Consider the following 25,018-nt stretch of genomic DNA (forward strand, 5'->3'; position numbering starts at 1 on the left):
ACGTTTATGGGGTGGGCGGTGGCGCGATCGCAAATTAATCAACGCCTTGCTGTGACTTGAGCTGGGAAACGAGAGAATGGGCAAGCTCTACTGCCTGCCAGAGCAATTCTGGTTCATCTTCTAAGCGGACTGTTGTTTTGACACTGGTGTGACTCACCTCCCTAGTTTCTAACTTGTCTAACACTGGTGACAGCAATACCCTGGCATAGCTACCGTAGGCTACACCTGATATATGGGGTGGTTGACATTTGTCATGGGCAAGTAATCCTAGACTGCGCAATTTCGCGACGGTATAGCTGTTTGTTCCCCCGGCTAATTGCACATATCCTGGAAGATTTGCTGTCAAAACTTTTTGTCCTAATTTAACGGCTGCGAGGGTGGTACCATCGCCAATATCACCGCTCATCGAACGACCATCTGTTTGCCAAACGAGGGCTATATTATGGGCAGCGATCGCCTCAGAGATGACTTCATACAAAGCGCGGAGGTATGCAATCATCCCTGCTCCATCGGGACAACTGATTGCCACTAGTTTGAGGTTTCCCACCCATGGTAAGATAGCTTGCCACAGTCGTTGGAATTCGCTCAAGCGTCCAACTTGTGTATGAATTTCGATGGCATCCACCCCTGATGAGAGAATCAATGGCGCGATCGCTCCCGGTGTGATTACATAATTTGATGTATAAATCCTACCATAGGGACAAATTGGTAGGCAACGCCCGCAACCATAACACTTGTCAGGGATAACCCCAGAAAAGTTGTTTGTTATACCTGCAAATTCAATTGCTTGGGCAGGGCAAACTTTTTCACAGGGACGGTGACAATCAGGGGGACATTGTTCTGGGTCAAATTCTGCTTTGCGGAAATGGGGGTCTTCCCCATCATTGAGACTAACCATTAAAAATGGTAAATTGCCAGAATAGGCAAATCCTCTACGCTGAGCTTCGACACCGATTTGCGCTGCTATTTGTAATCCTTGATAGGCAACGGCAACCACTGCTGGGTCAGCTGCAACATCAATACAGTCAGCTCCTGCCAAAGTATAGGCGATCGCCAAGCTTCTTACCGCAGGCAAATGTTGGAAACTGGCTCCGCAGATCAACTTGAACCAGTGACCTTTGTTTAGAGAACGTAAAGGGTTGAGCAGTTCAGTCACATCTCTATTATGCAATGGGACTGAAAATCTAGACAGCAAATATGGGAAAAATAGAAATTATCTTAACTTTTTCTCAAAATACTGCATGGAAGAGGGAAAATACCTGGTACTTTATATCACACAGTACGTAATTCAATGATTAAGTTAAAAGAGTTACAACGGATAGGATAAAGTTTTTTATCCCTATGTGTGGAATTTAGACAGGTAAGGATAACCGGAAAATTATGTTTACTCAACATTTTGTTGTCGCTCACTAAAAGCATACATATTTTCTAATCCACACTGAATATTTCCTTCCTCAGAATTGTGTTCAACAAGAGCATTCTGGAGGGGAGCGGTATAAGCACAGAAGAGATTACGACCTTTTTCTTTAGCTTGATAAAGTGCTTTATCACTAGCAGCGATTAAATTTTCGGGAGAATATTGATGATGTGGCATAATCGCAGCAATCCCAATACTTAAAGTTAAATATTGACTAATTGGTGAATTGCGATGGGGAATTTTTAAATCTCGAATATACATTTGAATATTTTCAACGACACGGATTGCACCGGACAAGGTAGTATTAGGCAAAATGACAGCAAATTCTTCGCCACCATAGCGAGCAACTAAATCCGCAGGTCTTCTGACAGCATTTTGAATCCCGTGGGCAACTTGCTTTAAGCAATTATCTCCGGCAATGTGTCCGTAGGTATCATTATAATATTTAAAGTAGTCAATATCGCATAAAACAAATGCTAGAGAAATTTTATCTCTTGCGGAACGTTGCCATTCCCGTTGTAAATAATCATCTAAATATCTGCGATTGGCAACTTGCGTTAAACTGTCTGACCAAACTAAATCTTGTAATTGCTGATTAGCTTGACGTAAAGCTTCTTCTACTTGTCTACGTTTGGCGATTTCTGAACGTAAAATAGAATTTTGTTCTAGTAATTTCGAGTTTGTTGCTTGTAGCTGATTTTGTAAATTCTTAATGACTAATTGATTATGTACTCTTGCCAAAACTTCTTCACACTGAAAAGGTTTAGTAATATAGTCTACACCACCTAGTTTCATCCCTTTAACTTTATCAATCACATCATCAAGTACACTAATAAATATAATTGGTATCTCCGATGTCTGACTATCAGATTTTAAGTGTTGGCATACCTTATACCCGCTCATATCTGGCATATTGATATCCAGTAAGATTAAATCTGGAGCTTGGGTTTGACAAGCAATTAAAGCCATCTGTCCATTCAATGCTTTACGGACTTGATAACCTTGAGTGGTAAGAATAGTAGACAACACACGAAGATTATCTAGCTTGTCATCAACTATGAGAATATTGGCTTTCTCTGTGTTCGCTGACTGTTGATTCATGTGTTTACTCTGAAAAAAAGACTAATGATGATACCTATCAAAGAAATTCCAGAAGGGAAAAGGGATAAAATCTTTCATGACTGAGAGTAAGCTCTGCCAAAATTGATTTGGGTATTGGCAAGTTAATGATGATTGCTTGCATTCCTCAACATCGTCTATTTTGAGAACTTTTTAACTTCAGATATTGCTTCCTGAAGTTGCAATCACAAAAGTTTTCATGATGAATAAGTTTTAAATCATAAATTTTGGATGCATAATTCCTATCAGAGATAGAATTGTTACACCCATTCTCCAAATAAGCTACACCCTGTTACAGAATTAAACAGGCTTATAGAGATTCTCTGTATTTTGGCGATCGCTATTGCCGTTAATGAGCAATCATGATGTTTTTGAGACTAGGGAACTGATTTTGTCTCTACACTGAGGAAATTAAATAGTACAACAGTTGTAGATGGCAAAGGTGAATATTATAAATCTTGTGGGTTAGCTTACCATTGAGGCGCAGAGAGAAGCAAGTCTAGAGCTAATTCCGGAGCAATTGCCACGGAAAAGAGGAATCCTTGGGCAAAATCACAGTTAAGTTTTTGGAGTTGTGCAAGTTGTTCCTGGGTTTCTACTCCTTCGGCGATCGCCCCCATTCCCATGGAGTGAGCAATGTTAATCATCGCAGAGACTAATCCTAGACTCTGTTGATTTTCTAGCATACGTAAAACGAAAGACTTATCTATTTTTAAAGCATCCATGGGAAAGCTATGGAGATAACTTAAGGAAGAATAGCCCGTACCAAAGTCATCCATAATTAATTTAATCTGGCGAGCCTGTAATTCTTTGAGGATAGTTTTCACACTATCACTATTTTCCATTAAGGCACTTTCTGTAATTTCTAAATCTAAACTCCTGGGATCTACTTGGGTATCATGTAATATTTGGTCAACTTTGGCAAGGAAATTAGTTTGCAAAAAAATTTTCGGCGATAAATTTACACTGACTTTTAATTTTTGTTTGATTTCGGGATACTTTTGCCATTGACAAAGGGTTTCACATACAGATTGCAAAACCCAAAAATTTATCTGATTCATCAATCCTGTTTCTTCGGCAACGGGCAGAAAATCTGCGGGGGGAACTATTCCCCTGGTGGGATGCTGCCAGCGAATTAAGGCTTCAAAACCAGCTATATCACGATTTTTGATATTAATAATTGGTTGATAACAAATTATAAATTCTTGCCGTTCTACGGCTCTTCTTAAATCATTTTCTAACTCTAATAACTTCAGAGCTTCTTGATGCATAATCGGGTCAAAAACATGGTATCTTGCCCTACCCATGGCTTTGGCTCTATACATTGCAGTGTCAGCATCCCTGAGCAAAAATTCTGATTTCTCATAATCTTTATTGCCCAAAATAATCCCAATACTGGCATTCATGAACACTTCATAACGAGATAATGGAAATGCTAAATAAAGCTGTTTGAGAATGTCATCAGCAATTTTAGTCACCATTTTAATATCAGTAATATTTTCTAAAAGAATGGCAAATTCATCACCACTGAATCTCGCCAAAGTATCGAAAGGACTAATAAATTGCTGAAGTCTGCGAGCAATGGCAACTAATAGCTCATCTCCCACTAAATGACCTAGGGAATCATTCACAACTTTAAAGCGATCGCAATCTAAAAACAAAACTGCAAATTGATAGTTTTGCTCTTGTTTTGCACGAGTTAAAGCCTTATCTAAACGTTTAATAAATAAAACTCGATTGGGTAAACCAGTCAGGGAATCATGCAGTACGATATCTAACAGCTTATTTTGTAAATGCTGGCGCTCATTAATTTCTTGTTGGAGCTTATGTAAAGTTTTTTCTAATTCAAATGTCCGTTCTCTGACCCTAATTTCTAATTGTGTATTTAATTCTAAAATTTCTTGACGGGCACTAATTAATGATAATTGATTTTTAATTCTAATTAAAACTTCTTCAAATTCAAATGGTTTAGTGATATAGTCAACACCACCCACTGCAAACGCTTTTACCTTATCAAAAACATCATCTAATGCGCTGATAAAAATCACCGGGATATCATTAGTTGATTCTTGGGATTTTAAACGCTGACAAATTTCATAGCCATCTACTTCTGGCATCATGATATCTAAAAGAATCAAATCTGGTAAAACAGTTTGACAAGCAATCAATGCCATTTGCCAGTTTAACGCTTTCCGAACGTTATAACCCTGCTTGGTTAACAACGAAGATAACACCCGCAGGTTATCCGGTGTATCATCAATAATCAAGATATCTTTTTTTTCAGGGTTTAACCGTTCGTGATTCATTCTGCATTCGCTCTACTCAATTTCTAGGATGTTTCTCAAATAGATACCTGACATTTGTCAGGGTATAGCACAGACAAAAAAAATTATCTTTGCCTTTTTCCCACTAGCGATCACCTCTGTTGTCTGAGATTTGAAGTGGGATGATATATTTTACCCTCAGATACCTAATTTGTTGTCAAAAGCATTCATCCTCACCGTGATAATTATCACAATCTAACACGACTGAATACTTATAGTCACAGAATCAACATTTGAGGCTACTTTTTATTTTCCACCAGAAAATAGAAATCGCAAAACTGAGGTCACAAAATTTCTATAGCTTCACCCTTGGTGACATTTATCACAGTTGCATAGGAAGCTAATCTAGTATTTATACTTAAACGATAATAGTGATTAAAACGAGAGTTTATAGCCCACGGAGGTAGAGTTTGTTGCCGTTTGCTGACAAAGACTTTTTGGAATTGGGAGTCAGCTTCTCCCGTAAAGGAGTCACGAGTGGGAACTATACAACGTTGACAGGGGTTAATCCCCAAAAATTTTACATTCCCTACCTGAAAAGGAATCAAGCTTCCTTCCTCACCATACAAACTATCTTCCCAGAAAGCAGGAACTCCATCAATTTCCAGATTAGCGCGGATACGGCGACGCATTTCTGCCACACTCATATCTGGATACCAACTAGCCACCTCAGTTAAGGTAGCAGAACTGATGATGGTGGGTCCTGGGGATTTGGTATCATCGGGAAAACCCTGAATCAGATTTGCTTGTAACTCTACAGAAAAGCCAAAAAAAAGACTGAGATAATTTTCTAAGGATTGTCTTTCTCTATCGAGATGAAATGTCTGGAGTGAGGGGGAATCAGGATAGGAGAGGGTGACAGTCCTGGAATTTAAGTCAAAACTAGATCTCAAGAGGTGAATTTTGGCATAACGCTTGGCATTCACAAATTTCCCTGCTTTATCAGCGATCGCCAGTTCTCGATCATGAGCTAAAGCACCACTAGGTAATACAGTAACCCGATCAAGTTCTACACCATCAAGGGACTTAATCGGGTACACGAATATTTTGGCTAAGTGAGGTGAAACCATAGACAATTGCCCAGTATTTCTGATTTTCCGGAATCTCAAACCAAAAAACCGCAATTATTTGTGATTAGGGATACAAGGGGGATTTACTATCAATTGCTCCTAAATTATTGATGGGCCAAAAACGCAACACTGCTCTACCAATAATATTTTGACGAGGAACAACACCCCAACAGCGACTATCGTAACTACTACCGCGATTGTCTCCTAGAACAAGATAGGAATTATCTGGGATGGTGACAGGTTTAGCCAGAAAAGCGGATTGAGAACTTGATTGGCAAACATCAGTGACTGTTCTCTGGCTGGAACTCAAATAATTCTCTTCCGCTAAAGGTTGGTTATTAACGTATACCTTGCCATCTTTGAGTTCTACTTTTTCCCCAGGTAAGCCAATAACCCTTTTAATAAAGGCATCATTGTATTGTTCTTTTTGCAACTCAATAGTGGGTGAAAATACGACAATATCTCCCCGTCGTGGTTGGGAAAATCTGTAACCGAGCTTATCGACAATAATCTTATCTGCTTCCCACTGATTGGGTGAACCATGAAGGGTTGGTTCCATGGAACCGGAAGGAATCCAACGAGCTTCAGCGACAAAGGTACGAATTCCTAGGGCAAGAACGATACTCAAAACGATTGTTCGACCGAGTTCGGCAATCCAAGAATTATCTGGTTTTTGGCTAGAGTTGTTATCAGACACTTGATTTTGCATGAAATTACTCAAGTAACGCCATTATGTATTTGGGTAATGGGTAATGGGTAATGGGTAATGGTTTATCAACCAATTATCTATTAACCACTGGGGATACTGTATTTGTTAATCTTAACTGGATGGAATAGGTTTATGGGTTAATTTGTCATGGGGATAGAGTATTTTTTAGTTAAAAACGATAAATTTTCTTGTGCCTAGTGACACAAAGCGACTCTTGGGAGCATGACTCAGTTTAACCTTAGAGGGGAAACTTGGGAATCTGGCTATGGGGGATGACAAAGGGAAAATTTACTGCTTCATGATGCACAGAATGTTATCACATGGTTTTTTTGGAGAACTGAGGCAGAGGAGAAGGGGAAATATGCTAGCATCCTTAAGGCGTAAATCCTGGTCTAACAAGGGCTTTGATACATAGGTTGCAATAGGGGTCTAGGTTGAGGAATTTCATGTTCACTTTATAGTTAATGCTATGACATCTTCTACTTTATTAATTCGTGGCGCGTCCGTGATTTTACCGAATGGTGAGTCGATGTTGGGGGATGTGCTGATTAGCGATCGCCAGATTGTGGAAATTGCTCCAGAAATTCACCCAGAATCACCCACAAGGGTTATTGACGCAACGGGGTTAACTTTGTTGCCAGGAGTTATCGATCCTCAGGTACATTTCCGGGAACCGGGTTTGGAACACAAGGAAGATTTGTTCACTGCTAGCTGTGCTTGTGCTAAAGGCGGAGTTACTTCGTTTTTAGAAATGCCGAATACCCGTCCCTTGACCACTACCCAAGCCGCGTTAAATGATAAGTTACAAAGGGCAGCAAGTAAGTGTTTGGTAAATTACGGCTTTTTTATTGGGGCAACTGCGGAACATTTACCAGATTTGCTGACAGCGCACCCCACCCCAGGGATTAAAGTTTTCATGGGTTCAATGCATGGACAATTGTTAGTGGATGAGGAGACAACCCTAGAACCAATATTTGCCCAGGGTAAACGCTTAATTGCTGTCCATGCAGAAGACCAAGCTCGGATTAATCAGCGTCGTCAAGAATTTGCCAATATTCATGATCCGGCAATTCACTCCCAAATTCAAGATAACCAAGCAGCACTTCAGGCAACCCAATTAGCTTTAAAGCTCTCGAAAAAATACCAACGGCGCTTACATATTCTGCATATGTCTACCGCAGAGGAAGCAGAATTACTACGACAAGACAAACCCAGTTGGGTGACAGCAGAAGTAACACCTCAGCATTTATTGTTAAATACTGATGCTTACGCTGAAATTGGTACCTTAGCACAGATGAATCCTCCCCTGCGATCGCCCCATGACAATCAGGTACTTTGGCAAGCATTACGGGATGGAGTCATTGACTTTATTGCTACCGACCACGCACCCCACACCCTAGAGGAAAAAGCCCAAACTTACCCCAACAGTCCCTCTGGAATGCCGGGGGTAGAAACTTCCTTAGCTGTGATGTTAACTGCCGCCATGGCGGGCAAATGCACCGTTCCCCAGGTGGTAAATTGGATGTCTACCGCCGTAGCTAAGGCATATGGAATTGTCAATAAGGGAGCGATCGCTCCGGGCTATGATGCGGACTTAGTACTAGTAGATTTAAATACCTATCGCCCAGTGAATCGGGCAGAATTACTGACTAAATGCGGCTGGAGTCCCTTTGAAGGATGGAGCCTTACAGGTTGGGCAGAATATACAATTGTTGGAGGGAAAATTGTCTACGAAAAAGGCAAACTACATACAGATGTCAGGGGTGAAGCTTTAGATTTCCCATTGTCATCATCAAATTGAGACAATTTCACCGAAAATACAATATACTTTTGAAGCTTAAATCAAAAGCTAACAGTTTTATTTCCTTAGACTATGGTTACAGCCATCAGATGGAGCATGGTCTAAGGTTAATTTAATCTATGCATTTTTAGATAAAATATGGTACAAACGAACTATATTGAGACTATCTAATGCGTTTCTGTAGGTTTAACCAATGGTATCAACACCACCCAAGTCTATCATTTCTTCGACAATTCCTAAACCTTTCTTAAAGTGGGCTGGTGGCAAATCTCAGTTAATCGAACAAATTAGCCATTTCTTACCAGAAGCATTGCATCGTGGTGCAATCAAAAGATATATCGAACCTTTTATCGGGGGGGGTGCAATCTTTTTCTGGTTAGCGCATAAGTATGAGATTCAAGAACTAATTATTTCAGACATTAATACTGAATTAGTTGTTGCTTACAGAACAATTCAGCAAAGTGTTGATGATTTGATTGAGATTTTATCTGCTATTCAAACTCAATATCTCTCCCTTGATGACAACCAGAGAAGGGATTATTTTTATCAGGTGAGACAAAACTTTAATTGCCGTCGAACGCAGATAGATTTACGGAAGTATAATTCCCACTGGGTTGAAAGAACTGCACAGTTGATATTTCTCAATAAAACCTGTTTTAATGGATTATTTCGGGTAAATATTAAGGGAGATTTTAACGTTCCATCTGGAAAATATCGGAAACCATATATATTTGATGCAGACAATTTACAAGCTGTAGCTCAGATTCTCCAAAGAACGGAAATTCTCCAAGGAGATTTCAGCCAGTGTGAGAAATTTGTGGATACTCAAACTTTTGTCTATTGCGATCCTCCCTATAGACCTATTAGTAATACCTCTAATTTTACAGCCTATTCCCAACAAGTTTTTGACGACGACGAGCAGTTAAGATTGCGTGATTTCTTTCAACAATTAGATGATAGGGGAGCATTTTTACTTTTGAGTAATTCTGACCCCAAAAATCATAATACAGAAGATAACTTTTTTGAACAGGCTTACCAAGATTATCGCATCATCAGAGTCAAAGCTTCTCGAAATATTAATAGTAACGCTGCGAAGCGCAACCATATCAATGAGCTATTAATCATGAATTACTAGTAAATAATACTGGCGATGAAATATAATTCCCTATTTTCCAGTTATTTAAATTGCTCGAATGATTCAGAAGTGTTTGAATATTTCCAAACAACCTTAACAGACTCAATTACTGTCTGGAATTATTTTGTGGATTGGCAAAAAGTCCTCAAGAAATTTGCTGATATGGAAATTCATCTCAATACTTTAAATTATTTAATTGGTAAAGATAATATAGAAGAAGAATTTGCCAAACTTTTGGAAATTTCACCACAAATTGTGAGTGTAATTCCTATTTTAATTGCTTGCCGAACTGCGACATTTCAGATACTTACAGACTATGAAAGTGGGAAGTTCAGCTATAAGTCTTTTAATTTTCAAAGGCAAACATCTCTGAGTCCATCTGAGATAGAGGATATTTTGGAGTTTACTAGAAAAACTGGCTTATTAGAATTATTTGCAAAAAAAACGATTAAGAGTATTCCTGATTATGTCTTAGGGATTGAAGTGGGTTTGGATACGAATGCCAGAAAAAATCGTGGTGGTAATACCATGGAGGTAATTTTAGAAACTTTAATTCGTGATATCTGTGAACAAAATAATCTCCTATATATTTCCCAAGCAACATCAGAAAAGATTAAAACTGCCTGGAATATTGATGTGGAAGTAGATAAATCCAGTCGTCGTTTTGATTTTGCTGTCAGGAATCAGGAGAACCTTTACTTAATAGAAGCTAATTTTTATGGTGGAGGTGGTTCAAAACTGAAAGCTACTGCTGGAGAGTACAAAACTCTTTTTGACTTCCTCTCAAAGCAAGGACATAAATTTATTTGGGTGACAGATGGGTTGGGCTGGAAAACTGCTTTACGTCCCCTAGAAGAAACCTTTAGATATATTGACTATACACTCAATTTAAATATGGTTATTAGGGGATTATTACAGGAACTGATAACCATAACAGATTAACGGAACTGCATTTAATTTTACCCATAAAATATGGGTGCTAAGTTTTCTTGCGCGACTCAGCACCCATGGGGAGGATTGAAAACTTAATTAATTGGCATTAGTACCTAAAAGTTCCGCGATCGCCTGTCTTTCCATAGAGGTTTGAGTTGGTAGATCCTGACGTGCATCAGTAATCAACCAGTCCAGAGCTGCGGCTTGCAGGTCAATAGTAGCACCAGCCTTGTCTACACAGTAGCGCCCAAATACCAGCTTATCCACCAAGCTAACACCAGCCCCTAAACGTGACCATTCAAAGATGACGCTATTATCAACAGTAGCACCGCTACATACCCAGCAGTTAGGACCAATCATTGCCGGACCAACAATTTTGGCTCCATCTTCAATTCTTGTCATCCCACCAATGTAAACAGGTCCAGTGATATCGACTTTATCCCAGTTAACGGCGACATTTAAGCCAGTATAAATTCCAGGGGCAACCTGATTTCCCGGAATTTGTACATTCTTAATTTCTCCAGATAGGACACCGCGAATAGCTCGCCAATAATCAGGAACTTTACCAATATCCACCCATTCAAAATCCATGGGTATGGCATAAAAGGGAGCGCCAACCTCTACAAGTTTGGGGAATAAATCGCCCCCAATGTCAAATTCTACCCCTGAGGGAATATAGTTAAAAATTTCTGGCTCAAAAATATAAATACCAGTGTTGATATTAGTACTTTTAGCTTCTTCGATGGAGGGTTTTTCTTGGAAAGCTTGAATCTTACCATCATCGTCAGTGACAACGACACCATAGCTAGAAACTTCTTCCTGGGGAACCGTTTTGGTAATAATCGTGGCGATCGCCCCCTTTGATCTGTGCCACTTCACAGCCTCTGTTAAATCTAGGTCAATCAGTGCGTCACCACATAAGACAACAAAGGTGTCATCAAAAAACGGTGAGAAATCTTGAATTCGCCGCATTCCACCAGCAGAACCCAGAGCTTCCCCCACCAAAGTTCCATCGACAATCCGACCTTCAAAAGAATAGGCAATTTCGACACCGAACCTTTGACCATCACGGAAATAACTTTCGATTTCCTCTGCCAAATGGCTCACATTAACCATAATTTGGTCAAAACCATGTTGACGTAATAGTTCTAGTAAAAATTCCATCACTGGCTTTTGCAGGATGGGAATCATCGGTTTGGGAATTGTATAGGTAATAGGACGCACACGAGTACCCTTACCCGCCGCCAGAATCATTGCCTTCATATAGTTTATCCCTCAACCACAAGCCAGTTAATTTTCAATGAGTAATACTTCATCATCGGTTTATTTTTGCTCTAAGTCATCCCTAAAAGCACGGATAGGAGGAAGGATGAGACTTGGGACACCCTGGGCGATCGCCCAGAAATACTCCATCATCCTCACCACTTTCTAACTCCATACACAGTTAACTACATCTTGAATAGTTAACTATTTCGGGGAAATTCTGAGGAAAGGCACATCAACAAATATCTCTGCTCAGGGAAAATATTTGCTTATTCTCTTAATTTACCTGGATTTTGTAACTTATTGATACATAAATCCTATATAAATTATCCTGATTACTTTCACTTCTGAATTCCTAGGAATAGTCTCTACTAACCCCTGTATGATCAGAAATTTGAAAAGATCAGCAAATTATCAAATACTTCTATTGAGCAGATGTCACATTTGCCCCCTTTCCCCTGTACTCTGCAACCTGTTATTATTCCAGGATTTTTCTAGAGTTTGACCAGACTTTTCTGGAACTGCCAGTAAACGAATTTTGATATCTTGATAAAATTCATCTTGGAATAACTCCACTTTTGATTGGGCGGAAAGCAACAGTAAAGCCCAGAACACACCGACCAAATTTCCATTGACTGATTGATGGTGGGAATTTTCTGGATGTAGTGGTTGTTTTTCGCTCCACAACTGAACTAACTGCTCTAAACTCAACCAATTTTCGTCTAGACGTAATTCCGTCGCACAACTATACAATACTTGTTCAAGTTCTGCTGCTACTTCTGTGAGGTTTTCTTGGTGGGCTAATTCTAAGGCTGCTCGCATACTTTGCAAGCTGGGTTGACGACGAGTACGAGCCGGTTTATTCACCTTTTCTGTCAACTTGAGCTGCCTAGCCATGAGTTGCAATTGTGTGATTAACTCTTGCAAAGTCACACGGCGTTTTGGAGGTGGCATTGCCGCCGGTCGTCGTCGTAAGGCTTTTTCTAATGGTAACCTAGGGGAGTGACACAGCATACCATCTTCAGGTTCCGGAAGTATATCATCAATTCCTGCCTCTTGTTCATCTAGGGCAGATTGCAATTGTGTCAAAGTGTTGGCTTTAAATAGCACCAACATGGACGCGGACAAAAAAGCTTGTCCAGATTGGGATAAATCTGACTCATAACCTTTTCTGCTAGCGTCTGGAGTCATGAGTCGGATGTAGTTGTCTATGACTTCAATCACTTCCACATCCCAAGGATCTATTTCTCCTTGTTTAGCCTGATGGATTAAATTTTCAATTGTTGCCAGTAGTTGGGAAGCATCCATTAAATTTTGTCAGTTAGCGGTTAATGGTTGACAAAGCTTAGTACTGATGAGACTGCTTGCAGAAGTCAGGAAAAGGGAAAAAGGTGTTTCAATCCTCAACTTTTAAACCTTGAACATTTCCCATCATTAGCCAAAATTGATATTTTGTCAGAAGTCTATGGGAGCAAAAGCACTCAGTCAACGATGACTGTTGATACCGTTTCTTCCGGTTTATGGTTTTTTAGGGCATCAAAAGTGCCTTTTATCGTACCAGCAATCGGAACAGCCACCAGTGTACCTAGTAATCCGGCAATTTCAAATCCCATAAGAATAGACACAAAAATCCAAATAGGGTTAAGTCCAATAAAGTCTCCGAGTAATTTGGGACCAAGCAGATTATCTTTGATTTGTTGTAGAACCATTGCTACAATTGCTACCTGTACAGCTAACCACCAATTTTGTAGTAGTACAAGTAGGGTAACGCTACCAATGCCTAGGGTGGCACCAACAAAGGGAATTAGTTCGGAAATGCCGATAAATGTGGCAAATAGTAGGGCAAAGGGAACCTTTAATATTAAAAAAATTGGTGTGAGAGTGACAATCATGAACAGCCCTAAGAGTAGCTGACTCAGGAAAAAATTGCGAAAATTTAGTTTTAATGATGTAGTAAAAGCTACACGAATTTGGGGCGGTAGATTGTGAATCAGACCAAACCAAACGCGATCGCCATACAACAACATATAAAAAGCTAGTACCACTACTAACACCACATTAATCAACCCTGATAACAAAGTACCAGCAAAACCAAAGGCTCCAGATGCTAGTTGCTGTACTAAACTTTGAATATTGGCGTTAGCTTGATTGCGAAGTATCCGTAAATCTACGGGTAGTCGTCGCTTGCGCGCAAATTCCTCAAAATTCTGTAAATTATCTTGACTTGCTGCTAACCAATCGGGAATTTTATTTAAAAGCTGAATTGTCTGATCCATAACTATGGGCACCAAAGTAATACCCACAATGGCAACAATCGTTAAAGTAAATAGTAAGACAATAGTGACTGCTTGGGTACGTGTAAACCGAGCGCGCTCAAAAAATTTGACTGGATAGTTCAGTAAAAAAGCCAAAATTGCGGCAATACTGAGCATGGTGATGGGATGTTGAAAATATCGAAATACTAAAGAAACCAACCACACGTTGAGAGCGATAATTGGACCACTCAAACCGTAGATGAATAAATTTTGTACAGAGGTCCAACGCCGCATGTGCTGTAATCTATTTCCAAATTAGTTTTCTAGATTTATGGCGAAAATTTAATTCTCTAGGAAAATAACCCATCCCCTATTCTCAAGCCAGCCAGTAATGATTATCATAAGTCTTTCATCGGAAATTCGGTAATAACCAGGGGAAATAGTTTATGGATAAAACCGTTGCTGAACTACGCAAAGATTACACTCTACAGGATTTAAAGGAAACAGAAGTTGATACTAATCCTGTTATACAGTTTAAAACTTGGTTCGACCAAGCACTAGCAGCCCAAATCATTGAGCCAAACGCGATGACGATCGCCACTACAACTAGGGATGGCAAACCTAGCGCTAGAATGGTTTTACTTAAAGACTTTGACGAGCGAGGATTTGTTTTTTTTACTAATTACCACAGCCAAAAAGGACAGGAACTGATAGATAATCCCCAGGGGGCGATCGTTTTCTGGTGGGCAGAATTGGAAAGACAAGTCAGAATCTGTGGCACTGTGGAAAAGGTTTCGGAGCAAGAATCTGACTATTATTTTAACTCCCGTCCCCAGAATAGCCGCTTGGGTGCTTGGGCTTCTGAACAAAGTGAAGTCATTCCATATCGAGAAATTCTAGAGGAAAAGCTGGAATTGCTTCAAGAAAAATACGCAAATACAGAAATACCTCGCCCTCCTCATTGGGGTGGTTTTCGTGTCATCCCCACAGAGATAGAGTTTTGGCAAGGACGTGCTAGTCGTTTACACGATCGCCTACGATACAGTCGTCAGGAAGATGGTAGTTGGAAAATAGAACGTTTATCTCCGTAATGGGTGATGGGTAATAGGTAATGGGTGATGGACAATCTATTATCTGTAGCCTATTACCGACCTCAAATAATATACAAAAATATTCAGAGAATCAACTACGGAGTCCTTCATTTCAACCAACTAAAAAAACCTACAATAAACGCTTTTATTGAAATTTCACTCAAACTTATATATCTATAGACATCTCCAGAACATAATTATTTATTCCTTCCCTTAAGATAATTTTCAGAAATCTCTAATTCTCTATTTACAGACCGATGGTGACATTCCCATAGTAATCTTGATACATATCAAAAATTACTCAATCATTAGTTTCTCTCTATGTCTACTGGTAAAAAACTGCGAAATCTTCTACAAAAACCGGAAATTATTGTCATTCCTGGGGTGTACGATTGTTTAAGTGCAAAACTTGTGGAAAAAGCAGGTTTTGAGGTGATGGCGACTAGCGGTTTTGGGATTGCTGCATCTACCCTTGGTTTACCAGATTATGGTTTTCTGACGGCTACAGAAATGCTCTACAGTGTGAGCCGAATTGCTCAATCTGTACATCTACCACTAATTGCAGATATGGATACAGGTTATGGCAATGCTTTAAATGTTATGCGATTAGTTAAAGATGCCATACAAATTGGTCTAGCAGGTATTATTTTAGAAGACCAAGAATTTCCTAAAAAGTGCGGACACTTTGCTGGTAAAAGAGTTATTCCTATGGAAGAACATACCGCCAAAATTCGCTCTGCGGTGGCAACACGGGGGGATAATGATTTAGTTATTATTGCTCGCACAGATGCCCGGGCAAATTTAGGATTAGATGCAGCAATTACTCGTGGTTCAGCTTATATAGAAGCTGGCGCAGATGTGTTGTTTGTAGAAGCTCCACAGTCCAAATCAGAATTACAAACGATTGCTGCGGCTTTTCCAGATGTTCCTTTAGTTGCAAATATTGTCGAAGGTGGAAAAACTCCCCAAATCACAGCTATGGAATTACAAGAACTAGGTTTTAAAATTGTCTTTTTCCCCCTCACCACTCTACTTGCTGTCACCCAAACTATGACTTTATGCTTAGAAAAAATTAAACAGGAAGGTACAACAGCTAGTTTGTCAGGTTTAGTGGATTTTCAAGATTTTCAGGAATTAATGGAAGTTCCTAAATATTTACAAATGGAACAAGAATATCGTTAAAATATTGCTTTTATGATGATATTTTTTCCTCAATACTGGATAATTTAATTTTATCGTCACAACTCTCAAATATTGATAGGCTGCAATCAACTAATTGATGGGCAATTGGCATATTATCTGATAACGGTAATAGCTCATATCTATCTATTATTTTAGTAGCAAAGGAGGATAGAGAATAGTTATCAGATGTGCTAGCAAACTTCATACTCCTGAAACTGGTAATTGATAACTACTTTAGCCAATATCAATCTATAAACAGGTGCATCTATGTACATAATCAGGTTACGGTGGTGATAGAGTGAAGTTAATTTAAGAAGTGTTTTAATGCGTCCAAGTTTATATATTCCTCCCATGGAGGAAGAAACCAGTAACCAGATAACTACTGTCAATGATAAAAAAAAGTTATTGTCCAAACAAATAATTGTCCTAGGGTGGGAACTCTTTTTAGCTTTACCGTTGGGTTTATTGCTTTCGTGGTTCCAACTTGGGGGTATTACTTGGATATTTGGGGGTATTACTTCTGGGGTTGTTGTTCTCCAAACCTACCGCCTATTATATGGACAGACTCCGAAACCCAACCGCATCACCCGTAAAATTGGACTAGTTTTAGTGGGGATGACAATTGGTGCAGCAAATGCTCATAGTAACTGGATGGATATTGCTGCCGACATTCCAGTATTTATTTGTTTGACTATATTCCTATTGTTGTGCGGTAGTCTAATTGGTTACATTTACTCGCGCCTAAGTCAAGTAAATTTGCTGACAGCGATGTTAGCTACTACTCCTGGAGGTGTGGGAGTTATGGCTGCGATCGCGGCTGACTATAACAAGAATGTCCCCCTGGTAGCTTTAGTGCAAGCAATGCGTGTCACCTCAGTTGTCTTTTTTATACCAATAGTTGCACGCGTATTTACCAGCGAATCCATACAAACACAGCCTAGTTCTTTGACAGATGGATTATTTCGTCTTAACTTGTTTCAGTTAGAACTTTTGGTATTGGCATTAATTTTTACTGCTGGTGTTGTATATATTGCAACTCGACTAAAAATTCCTGCGGCTCCTTTTTTTGCTGCATTAGTTACAGGGATGGTATTTAATCCCTTGCTAGATAGTTTTTCCTTGGGTTACGAGATAAATTTTACACCCCCCGTACTGGTTAAAGTTATTGGTCAAATCCTCTTAGGTATCACAATTGGTGAATATTGGGGAGAAAAACCAACTTTGAGCAAACGTACTATTTACTACGCAATTTTATCCGTATTGATGACTTTAGCTGTCGGGGCGATCGCTGCAACTTTAGCATGGTACTTTACTTCCTGGGATTGGTTAACTTGCCTGCTAGTAACTGCTCCTGGAGGTTCTGCGGAAATGATTTTAGTGGCTTTAGCCCTCGACCATGACGTGAAAATTATTACCATTGGGCACTTAATTCGGCTAATTGCGATTAACTGTTCTTTACCCCTGTGGCTATACTTATTTCGTCGCTTTGAAGAACAATCGGATGAAAATCACCCAGTCTTTGGGGGAGTGAAAAGGCAAGAAGTTTAATAATTACTAATTTACTATATATCCTAGGTTTGTGATTGAGATTCCATTTGCTCTAAAATCCCGCTTTCCTTCACGAATCTGGGGTAAATTAGTAAAAAGAAAATCATCCATATCGAGACGGGAATTGCCACTAATACTGTTAGCCATATCAATTTACTAATTAGCCAACTCCCAGTAATTAATATGATTCCTGTCAGCAAGATTGACCAAGGTTGACACCACCAAGGTTTATATTGCCAAATAGTTTTTTCTTTAGACATGATGGGAATTGTCATGGTGAGACATATTCTTATAATTATTGAATAATAGTATCTCACCTAGGTAAATTAGGGCGCAGTTCTATTGCTGAAATTGAATATTCTCGGAGCATTGTCTAGCTCGTCAGACGCTCAGGTATTGACTTTGTGGAAAATCCCTCAAATTGGAGAACTTCCTGGTGACTTGTTTTCAGATTCCTTTTTCCTCGGAATGGAAAGTAATAATAATGCTGCGAGTTCCAATACTAGGGCAGCAATGGCAGTTGAAGTCAGTTTGAGTAACCAACCGTCTTCTGCACCAAATAACCCTGCGACACCACTTAAATAGGCAGAAATAATATCCGTAAAATCAATTGCCACACAGGCAACTAAGAGCATTTTTACATTGCTTTGACTGGCTAATACAACAAGCACAGAAATCACAATATCCCTGATTGCCCAAGCTCGAATGGCATAGGGCATTTGGGGATTGGAGGATAGGGAAATTCCAACTTCCTCCATAAACCAATTTGGGTTCGCATATCCAAAAGCACTTAGACTGAATCGAATAATACACATCAGTCCTATCAATAAAGCAATGTACCAGATTTGTCCTCTCATTTTCACTTTTAGTAGTGCATTTTTTAGGAATCCATCTAGACATTAACATTGAGGGGAATCAAGGTGCTAACCAATGAGCTTTTGCCAAGTAACCGGACCGATTATCCCGTCAGCATATAAGCCATTTTGCTTCTGAAAGCGTTGTAAGGCTAATTGAGTTTGGGGTCCATACACACCATCAATCTCCACCCCAACACGGTGTTGTAAATAGCGAACTAGGGGACCTCCAGCATGGTTTGGTCGGATAATTCGTTTTGCCAAAATCAAATTAATAATTTTCCAAGTTGTGTCACCCGCAGCACCAGTGACTTGCAAACCCACAATTCTTTGGAATTTTTCAATTGCAGATTTAGCCGCGATGTTAATGGTATTATCTTCTACCAACGGCTTATTATCTTTATCTGTAATCTTCAAGCGATTTAAGGCTCGTTTTAATCTGAGATTAGTAGAATCTGGGTTTTCTTCCTCATCGGATACTGCTCTGACAGGAGTACTAGGTAATTTACCAGTTAAACCTTTGACAATAGCATTCGCGATCGCCTCCGAGTTATACAAATTCATATCTTTCTGAGAATCGATAAAACAGCCTTCCACCAAAATCGCTGGCATATCCGTATTCCGCAGAACAAATAAGTGGGTACCACTCTTGACACCACGATTAAAAAAGCCAATCTTGACCAATTCGTCTAACACTGGTTTGGCTATCTTACGGGAAGTTTCACTAATAGCAAATACTTCTGTCCCATTCGCCTGTCCATTAAAAGCATTGAAGTGAATCGAAACGTAAATATCTACCCGATTAATGTTCGCAGTATTACATCTTCTGCGGAGGGAATCCCCGACACTAGCACCATTTTTTGGTAGACAATCAATCACCTCATGTCCTAAAGCACGGAGTTTATTCATCACTCTCGTACCGACATCTAGAGTTAGATTATCCTCAAAACGGATACCTTTTGCTCCTGTGTCTGGAGGGCAATTATGTCCAATATCAATACCAAATTTCATGATTTATCTCCCAATAACCCGACTATTTTTGACAACTATAAATACTATTTTGTCATTTAATTTATATTGCTTGACTGACGAGAATTCATAAATATTTTGCAATAACTACTTTGACTTTTACAGCCATTCTCAATAAATCATATCTTGCCAATAAATATAATCATTAACAATTACCAACTCATGCCATAAGTATTTTATCTAAGATAATCTGCCGACAGTCCATGATAGAATATCGCCGAGCAACTGTCTATTGCCACCCAGAACAAAATTAAGATTTTTGACCAAAATTAGATATTGAACTCCTGCTTTTGTAATTAATTAGTAATCTATCAATTCGATTTTGTCAAAACGAAAATAGGTAAAAAAAGATACTTATGACATCAGTAACGATAAAACAACGTAACGGCGATCAAATACCGAAGGATGTGCAAATTCGGAATGACACCCGTAAACCAGTCATGGATCCGACCCTAGGGATTCCGGTAAAAATCGAGAAAGTTGGTACACCCATCAATCGACTTGTGGCGATCGGGGATTCTTTGACCCACGGTTTTCAAAGTGGAGCAATTTACTACACCCGTCTTTCCTATCCAGCAATTATTGCCAGGGAGTTAGGTTGGCGAGATTTTCGGTATCCCACCTATGAAAGTCCGCAAAATGGCATACCTTTAAATTTAGAAAGCTTGGCAAGGAATTTAGGACAGAAGTATGGAAACAAAATTAATTGGTGGAATCTGATTACTACAACTTTGTCCTTGCGCCAATATTTGGGTGTGATTGAAGATTATTGGGAGCGGGGTGCAGGTTCTAGCTATCCAGTCGAAAACCAAATAAATCATAATTTGGCGGTATATGGTTGGGACTTACGCAACACTATTTCCCGAAATGCAGATATTTGCTTAGATATACTGCGAAAAAACCCCGGTAAAAACGATTTTCTGCGGCAAGTTGTCACAAACCATAATGAACGGGCAGCTATACGGGTGTTAAATGCAGCCAGGGATGCTAATAAAAAAGCTTTGTCGCCCCTACAAGCAGCTGCGGTATTAGGTTCCCAGGGAAATGAGGAAACAGAAGGAATTGAAACTTTAATCGTTCTAATTGGCTCTAATAATGCCTTAGGTAGCGTTCTTACCTTTAATGTGGCTTGGAGTGGAGATGGTTATGATGACATGGTTATTAACGATAAATATACCGTCTGGCGACCAATGCACTTTAAGGCAGAGCTAGATATTTTAGTGAAAGAAATTAGAAACATCCGTGCCCGTCATGTGATTTTCGGTACGGTTCCCCATGTGACGATCGCCCCCTTTGCGAAGGGTGTGGGAGAAAAAGTGCGTCGGCGATCGCGGTATTTTCCCTATTACACTTTGCCCTGGATTAAAGATGAAGATTTCAATCCCGAAAAACATCCCCACCTTCTAGAAAATGAAGTGCGGGCGATCGATAGCGCCATCGACCAATACAATGACTATATTGCCGATGCTGTCCAACAAGCCCGGATTGAAGGTAAAGATTGGTACTTGTTTGAAGCCGCAGGATTACTAGATCGCCTTGCCTCACGACGTTATATTGAAGACCCAGACGCTAGACCAGACTGGTGGGACGAAGTTGGGGGAGAGTATAAGTTACCACCAGAGCTAGAAGCGTTGTCACCCGTACCTACCTCGCGTTTTTATCGTGCAGGGGCGCAAGGACGCACCCAGGGGGGTTTATTTTCCCTGGATGGGATTCATCCCACCACCATTGGTTACGGGATTATGGCGCAGGAAATCATTAAAATTATGCAGCTTGCAGGAGTCAAATTTTACGACAAAGACGGCACAACAGAACGCCAAGGAGAAGTCAAAGTCGATTTTCAACGCTTAATTAGTGAGGATAGTTTGATTACCGAACCACCGAGAATTCAAGAAAATGTTTTGGAGTGGATAGGTGGTATAGATAAAAACTTTAATCTCATTAGTGGAATGCTGACTAGAAACTTCTAGCTAGTTGTCCATCGCATTAATTTTGATAGTTTGTAGTCAGGGCATCTCTTTACTTTCTTTGCGGGTAGGCTTGCCCTCGTCCTAAAATCAGAGAGCGAGACGCTCCCACTACATATTTTTAGCTATCAGAATTGATGCGATGAACCACTAGATTCCCCCAGCAAATGGGGAACATGACGCACCCAAGGGGCAGCAGCTACATGTCTCAAACTTTTCACACATCTGAATAACAGTCCTTTCCCTAGAGATAAACTCGGTTTCGTGGAATTAGCCACTGAGTAAAAGACTCTTTCTGAGATGGGAAAAACCAAAAACCGTAGTAAGCAACAGTTTCTTATCTCTTTTTAATATTCGGGGAGAAATTTCAACTTACCATCAAAATTTAGTAGGAACCGATACAATTTAGAAGTAGGGAGAGACGAGGAGATATACAGGTGCTGTTAAAAGGCTTTGAAGTCGAGATGTACACAGGCACACCGGAGGGTGATATCGTCGGTCTCTCCGACAAGATTACCGCTTCTTTGGATGGTTTTGTGCGGGAACCGGACAGTCGGAATGTGGAGTATACAACCCAGCCCAGGCACGGTTACGAGCAATTATTGTGTGAATTACTGCGTCCCCGTTTGGCGTTGCGCCAGTATCTGCAACAATTGGGTAATTATACTTTAATTCCAGGTAGTACTTTATCCTTAGGTGGAAGCGATCGCTTTCATCGTTCTGACCCCCAAAATCCCTACCATGATTATATTGAGCAGACCTATGGCACAAAGGTTGTCACTGCTAGTATTCATATTAATGTGGGTATTGCAGACCCAGAAGTATTAATCCGAGCTTGTCGGGTTATCCGCATGGAAGCGCCTCTATATCTGGCTCTGAGTGCTGCTTCTCCTTTCATTGATAGCGAAACTACGGGTTATCATTCTACCCGTTGGGGGATTTTTCCCCAGACACCTACCCGTGTTCCCTTATTTGCTAGCCATGGAGATCATATTCGCTGGGTTGAAGAACAGTTAACAGCTGGTACGATGCAAAATGTGCGGCATTTGTGGACTTCGGTACGTCCGAATGGCGATCGCCGTCCCTATGATTTGAACCGTCTAGAGCTACGTATCTGTGATTTAGTTACCGATCCCATCTCTTTGCTGGCAATTACAGCTTTACTGGAAACTCGATTATTACAAATCATTGATAATCCCCAGATAGATCCCTTAGTTGATAGCACTTTCTCCCCTACAGAATTAATTACCCTGTGTGCAAATAATGAAATTGCCGCCGCAACTTCTAGCCTGGATGCAGAATTAATCCACTGGCAAGACGGCAGAAAAATTCTGGCACGGGATTGGATTCAGGAGCTTTATACTACAGGGTGGGCGATCGCTAAACAACAAGGTTTCAGCTGTTTCCTTTCACCTTTGCAAAAAATCCTCCGCGAGGGTAACGAAGCTCAACAATGGTTACAGTTGTACGGGGTGGGTGTGAGCGCTCGCAGTGTCTTAACCCAAGCTATTAATAGTATTCACGAACGGGAAATGGAACTAGAAGACAAAATTTGTTCTGGTGTGGTTTCCTAGGTTTGATAGTGTGGGTAAGATGACAGGGGAGCAGGTGACAATGTGTTTTTGATATTCACAATCACCTGTACCCTATTATTCATTACCCAATTTTGCAATTATGAATAGTTCGATTGGTAAACGACTAGAACAATATACCCAGAAACGCCCCCAGGAAGTATTATTAGTCACTGCTGAGATTGAGGGAGAGGAAGACCAAATTGTTATTTTTAAAGGTTTTTCAAGTTCTTTGACGCGCCCTACTGCCTTTGATGCAGAGATACCAGTATTACCAGATACGGGGAAAATTATCAATATTGATATTGCTTTAAGTCCCTATAATCCAGATAAACCAGCTTATATTCAACAGGGTTTGACGGAAGAGGAAATATTAGAAATATTGGAAAAATTGGGCATTTAAAAGGGTGGAAAAGTCTCCTTCGCTAATCACCTAAAAAACTCTGATAGAAACTTCACTACTTGGGTAACTTCCAGGGTAAAATCAACTCTCTATCTTCTCTATTACCCATCATCCTAATGTCTCGCTCTGGTTATACCTTACCTGTTTTTGCCACTGCTGCTGCTGTTGCTGCATTGCAATTATTACGAGAGAAACAAACAATCAATTCCGTATCTATTGATTTAATTACACCACAATCCACCGTAGAAATTCCTGTTGAACAAGTAGCAATTATTGGCAGTTCAACAGCTTTAGGAATCACCCGCAGCGACCCTGGTGATAATTTTGACTTAACCCGTCACACACCAGTTTGGGCAATGGTGGAATTGGCAAAGGGGGAGGGGGAAACTGTCAAGATTCAAGGGGGAGAAGGAATCGGAAAAATTTTGAATCAGGATAATAAAGCTGCTATTTATAGTTATGCTCACAGCATATTACGAGAGAACCTAGAAAAATTTTTATTACCTGGCGAGCAGGTGACTGTTACTATTATTTTACCAGAGGGGCGATCGCTAGCTCAGAGAACATCAAATGCCGCTTTTGGGGTTGTGGAAGGACTTTCTTTGCTCGGAACCACTGGAATTTCCCAACCTTTGACAGCACCAGGGCAATTAGCAGAGTTTCGCAGCGAATTACAACAAAAAGCCCGTGAGTTTGATTGTTTAGTATTTTGTATTGGGGAAAATGGTAGAGATTTAGCCCAAAATATGGGAATAAACCCCCTACAAATTGTCAAAACAGCCAACTGGTTAGGAGCAATGTTGGTAGAAGCAGCTTTACAAGATGTAAAAGAAATTCTATTGTTTGGTTATCACGGTAAATTACTTAAACTTGCAGGGGGAATATTTCATACCCATCATCATTTAGCCGATGGACGACGAGAAATTTTGACTGCCCATTGTGCTCGTCTCGGTTTACCCATAGAGGATATACAGGTTGTTTTCCATAGTCCCACAGCCGAAGCTGCACTCCAACACCTGCGCTCCTTAGATGCCCATCTTAATACTAATTGGGTGGAAAAAATTTATACAGCGATCGCCCAAGAAATTGATACCCGCAGTCAGGAATATATCAAAAATCACATCGATAGTATGGATTCTCTCCCTGTAATTGGCTCTTTGATGTTTGACCGCGATCGTCAAGTTATTGTGAAAAGTCAATTAGCTTGTTTCCTAATCGCAAATTTATGTTAACTTATTATGAATAATCATAAGAAAGCCCCATAAATAGCGATTTCAACCTCCAATCTAGGGTATTTTTATTCTTCTAATACCTAATACTCATAGGCACGATGGGCTAATGTCTGCT

21 protein-coding genes are annotated in these 25,018 nt (G+C 40.0%); 10 read left to right on the plus strand and 11 right to left on the minus strand.

What is annotated here, in order from left to right:
* Positions 1–34: 34 nt before the first annotated feature.
* The 5 genes from ldpA to lepB form a co-directional block, all read right to left on the minus strand.
* The gene (gene ldpA, locus IJ00_RS22020) at positions 35–1,156 is read right to left on the minus strand and encodes a circadian clock protein LdpA (protein ID WP_035156769.1); all 1,122 of its coding nucleotides are present in this window, start codon (positions 1,154–1,156) and stop codon (positions 35–37) included.
* Between the two features lie 228 nt (positions 1,157–1,384).
* Positions 1,385–2,518: a diguanylate cyclase domain-containing protein gene (locus IJ00_RS22025; protein ID WP_046814889.1), complete on the minus strand. Its 1,134-nt coding sequence runs from the start codon at positions 2,516–2,518 to the stop codon at positions 1,385–1,387.
* 488 nt (positions 2,519–3,006) lie between these two features.
* Positions 3,007–4,842 (minus strand): GGDEF domain-containing response regulator, encoded by a 1,836-nt coding sequence (locus IJ00_RS22030; protein WP_035156771.1) that lies wholly within the window; start codon positions 4,840–4,842, stop codon positions 3,007–3,009.
* Positions 4,843–5,144: 302 nt separating this feature from the next.
* The gene (locus IJ00_RS22035) at positions 5,145–5,930 is read right to left on the minus strand and encodes an MOSC domain-containing protein (protein WP_035156773.1); all 786 of its coding nucleotides are present in this window, start codon (positions 5,928–5,930) and stop codon (positions 5,145–5,147) included.
* Between the two features lie 64 nt (positions 5,931–5,994).
* A complete protein-coding gene (gene lepB / locus IJ00_RS22040) occupies positions 5,995–6,639 on the minus strand; it encodes a signal peptidase I (protein ID WP_035156776.1) in 645 nt (214 codons plus the stop codon).
* Between the two features lie 469 nt (positions 6,640–7,108).
* Between lepB and IJ00_RS22045 the strand changes: the two genes are divergently transcribed.
* The 3 genes from IJ00_RS22045 (at position 7,109) to IJ00_RS22055 (ending at position 10,517) form a co-directional block, all read left to right on the plus strand.
* Entirely contained in the window at positions 7,109–8,440 is a 1,332-nt protein-coding gene (locus tag IJ00_RS22045; RefSeq protein ID WP_035156779.1) for a dihydroorotase, read from the plus strand.
* 193 nt (positions 8,441–8,633) lie between these two features.
* On the plus strand, positions 8,634–9,575 hold the full coding sequence (locus tag IJ00_RS22050; RefSeq protein ID WP_201782647.1) for a DNA adenine methylase: 942 nt from the start codon (positions 8,634–8,636) through the stop codon (positions 9,573–9,575).
* 15 nt (positions 9,576–9,590) lie between these two features.
* Positions 9,591–10,517: a type II restriction endonuclease gene (locus IJ00_RS22055; protein WP_035156780.1), complete on the plus strand. Its 927-nt coding sequence runs from the start codon at positions 9,591–9,593 to the stop codon at positions 10,515–10,517.
* Positions 10,518–10,604: 87 nt separating this feature from the next.
* Here the strand turns inward: IJ00_RS22055 and IJ00_RS22060 are convergent, their stop codons facing one another.
* From IJ00_RS22060 to IJ00_RS22070, 3 genes are all read right to left on the minus strand, one after another.
* On the minus strand, positions 10,605–11,771 hold the full coding sequence (locus IJ00_RS22060) for a sugar phosphate nucleotidyltransferase (RefSeq protein WP_035156783.1): 1,167 nt from the start codon (positions 11,769–11,771) through the stop codon (positions 10,605–10,607).
* Positions 11,772–12,209: 438 nt separating this feature from the next.
* The gene (locus IJ00_RS22065) at positions 12,210–13,079 is read right to left on the minus strand and encodes a segregation/condensation protein A (protein ID WP_046814890.1); all 870 of its coding nucleotides are present in this window, start codon (positions 13,077–13,079) and stop codon (positions 12,210–12,212) included.
* 173 nt (positions 13,080–13,252) lie between these two features.
* Positions 13,253–14,320 carry an AI-2E family transporter gene (locus IJ00_RS22070; RefSeq protein ID WP_035156787.1) on the minus strand — a complete coding sequence of 356 codons (1,068 nt, stop codon included), beginning with the start codon at positions 14,318–14,320 and terminating at the stop codon, positions 13,253–13,255.
* 152 nt (positions 14,321–14,472) lie between these two features.
* On the opposite strand from IJ00_RS22070, the gene pdxH reads away from it, so the two are divergent.
* From pdxH to IJ00_RS22085, 3 genes are all read left to right on the plus strand, one after another.
* Positions 14,473–15,117, plus strand: a complete 645-nt coding sequence (gene pdxH, locus IJ00_RS22075; RefSeq protein ID WP_035156790.1) for a pyridoxamine 5'-phosphate oxidase — start codon at positions 14,473–14,475, stop codon at positions 15,115–15,117.
* 321 nt (positions 15,118–15,438) lie between these two features.
* Positions 15,439–16,299, plus strand: coding sequence for an oxaloacetate decarboxylase (locus IJ00_RS22080; protein WP_035156792.1), 861 nt, complete (start codon positions 15,439–15,441; stop codon positions 16,297–16,299).
* A 324-nt stretch (positions 16,300–16,623) separates the two neighbouring features.
* Entirely contained in the window at positions 16,624–17,847 is a 1,224-nt protein-coding gene (locus tag IJ00_RS22085; RefSeq protein ID WP_046814891.1) for an AbrB family transcriptional regulator, read from the plus strand.
* A gap of 23 nt (positions 17,848–17,870) precedes the next feature.
* Here IJ00_RS22085 and IJ00_RS22090 read toward each other — a convergent pair whose 3' ends face one another.
* From IJ00_RS22090 to IJ00_RS22100, 3 genes are all read right to left on the minus strand, one after another.
* Positions 17,871–18,107, minus strand: a complete 237-nt coding sequence (locus IJ00_RS22090; RefSeq protein ID WP_035159472.1) for a DUF6737 family protein — start codon at positions 18,105–18,107, stop codon at positions 17,871–17,873.
* Between the two features lie 156 nt (positions 18,108–18,263).
* On the minus strand, positions 18,264–18,605 hold the full coding sequence (locus IJ00_RS22095; protein ID WP_201782648.1) for a hypothetical protein: 342 nt from the start codon (positions 18,603–18,605) through the stop codon (positions 18,264–18,266).
* A 165-nt stretch (positions 18,606–18,770) separates the two neighbouring features.
* Positions 18,771–19,712 (minus strand): N-acetylmuramoyl-L-alanine amidase, encoded by a 942-nt coding sequence (locus IJ00_RS22100; RefSeq protein WP_035156796.1) that lies wholly within the window; start codon positions 19,710–19,712, stop codon positions 18,771–18,773.
* A gap of 374 nt (positions 19,713–20,086) precedes the next feature.
* Between IJ00_RS22100 and IJ00_RS22105 the strand changes: the two genes are divergently transcribed.
* The 4 genes from IJ00_RS22105 to cbiD all read left to right on the plus strand — a co-directional run bounded on the left by IJ00_RS22105 (position 20,087) and on the right by cbiD (position 24,903).
* A complete protein-coding gene (locus IJ00_RS22105) occupies positions 20,087–21,700 on the plus strand; it encodes a hypothetical protein (protein ID WP_035156798.1) in 1,614 nt (537 codons plus the stop codon).
* 434 nt (positions 21,701–22,134) lie between these two features.
* Positions 22,135–23,271, plus strand: coding sequence for a glutamate--cysteine ligase (gshA, locus tag IJ00_RS22110; protein ID WP_035156801.1), 1,137 nt, complete (start codon positions 22,135–22,137; stop codon positions 23,269–23,271).
* A gap of 100 nt (positions 23,272–23,371) precedes the next feature.
* Positions 23,372–23,671, plus strand: coding sequence for a hypothetical protein (locus tag IJ00_RS22115; protein WP_035156803.1), 300 nt, complete (start codon positions 23,372–23,374; stop codon positions 23,669–23,671).
* Positions 23,672–23,787: 116 nt separating this feature from the next.
* Positions 23,788–24,903 carry a cobalt-precorrin-5B (C(1))-methyltransferase CbiD gene (gene cbiD, locus IJ00_RS22120; protein ID WP_035156805.1) on the plus strand — a complete coding sequence of 372 codons (1,116 nt, stop codon included), beginning with the start codon at positions 23,788–23,790 and terminating at the stop codon, positions 24,901–24,903.
* The last annotated feature ends 115 nt before the right edge of the window (positions 24,904–25,018 follow it).

This window comes from Calothrix sp. 336/3, from assembly GCF_000734895.2.
GTDB lineage: Bacteria > Cyanobacteriota > Cyanobacteriia > Cyanobacteriales > Nostocaceae > 336-3.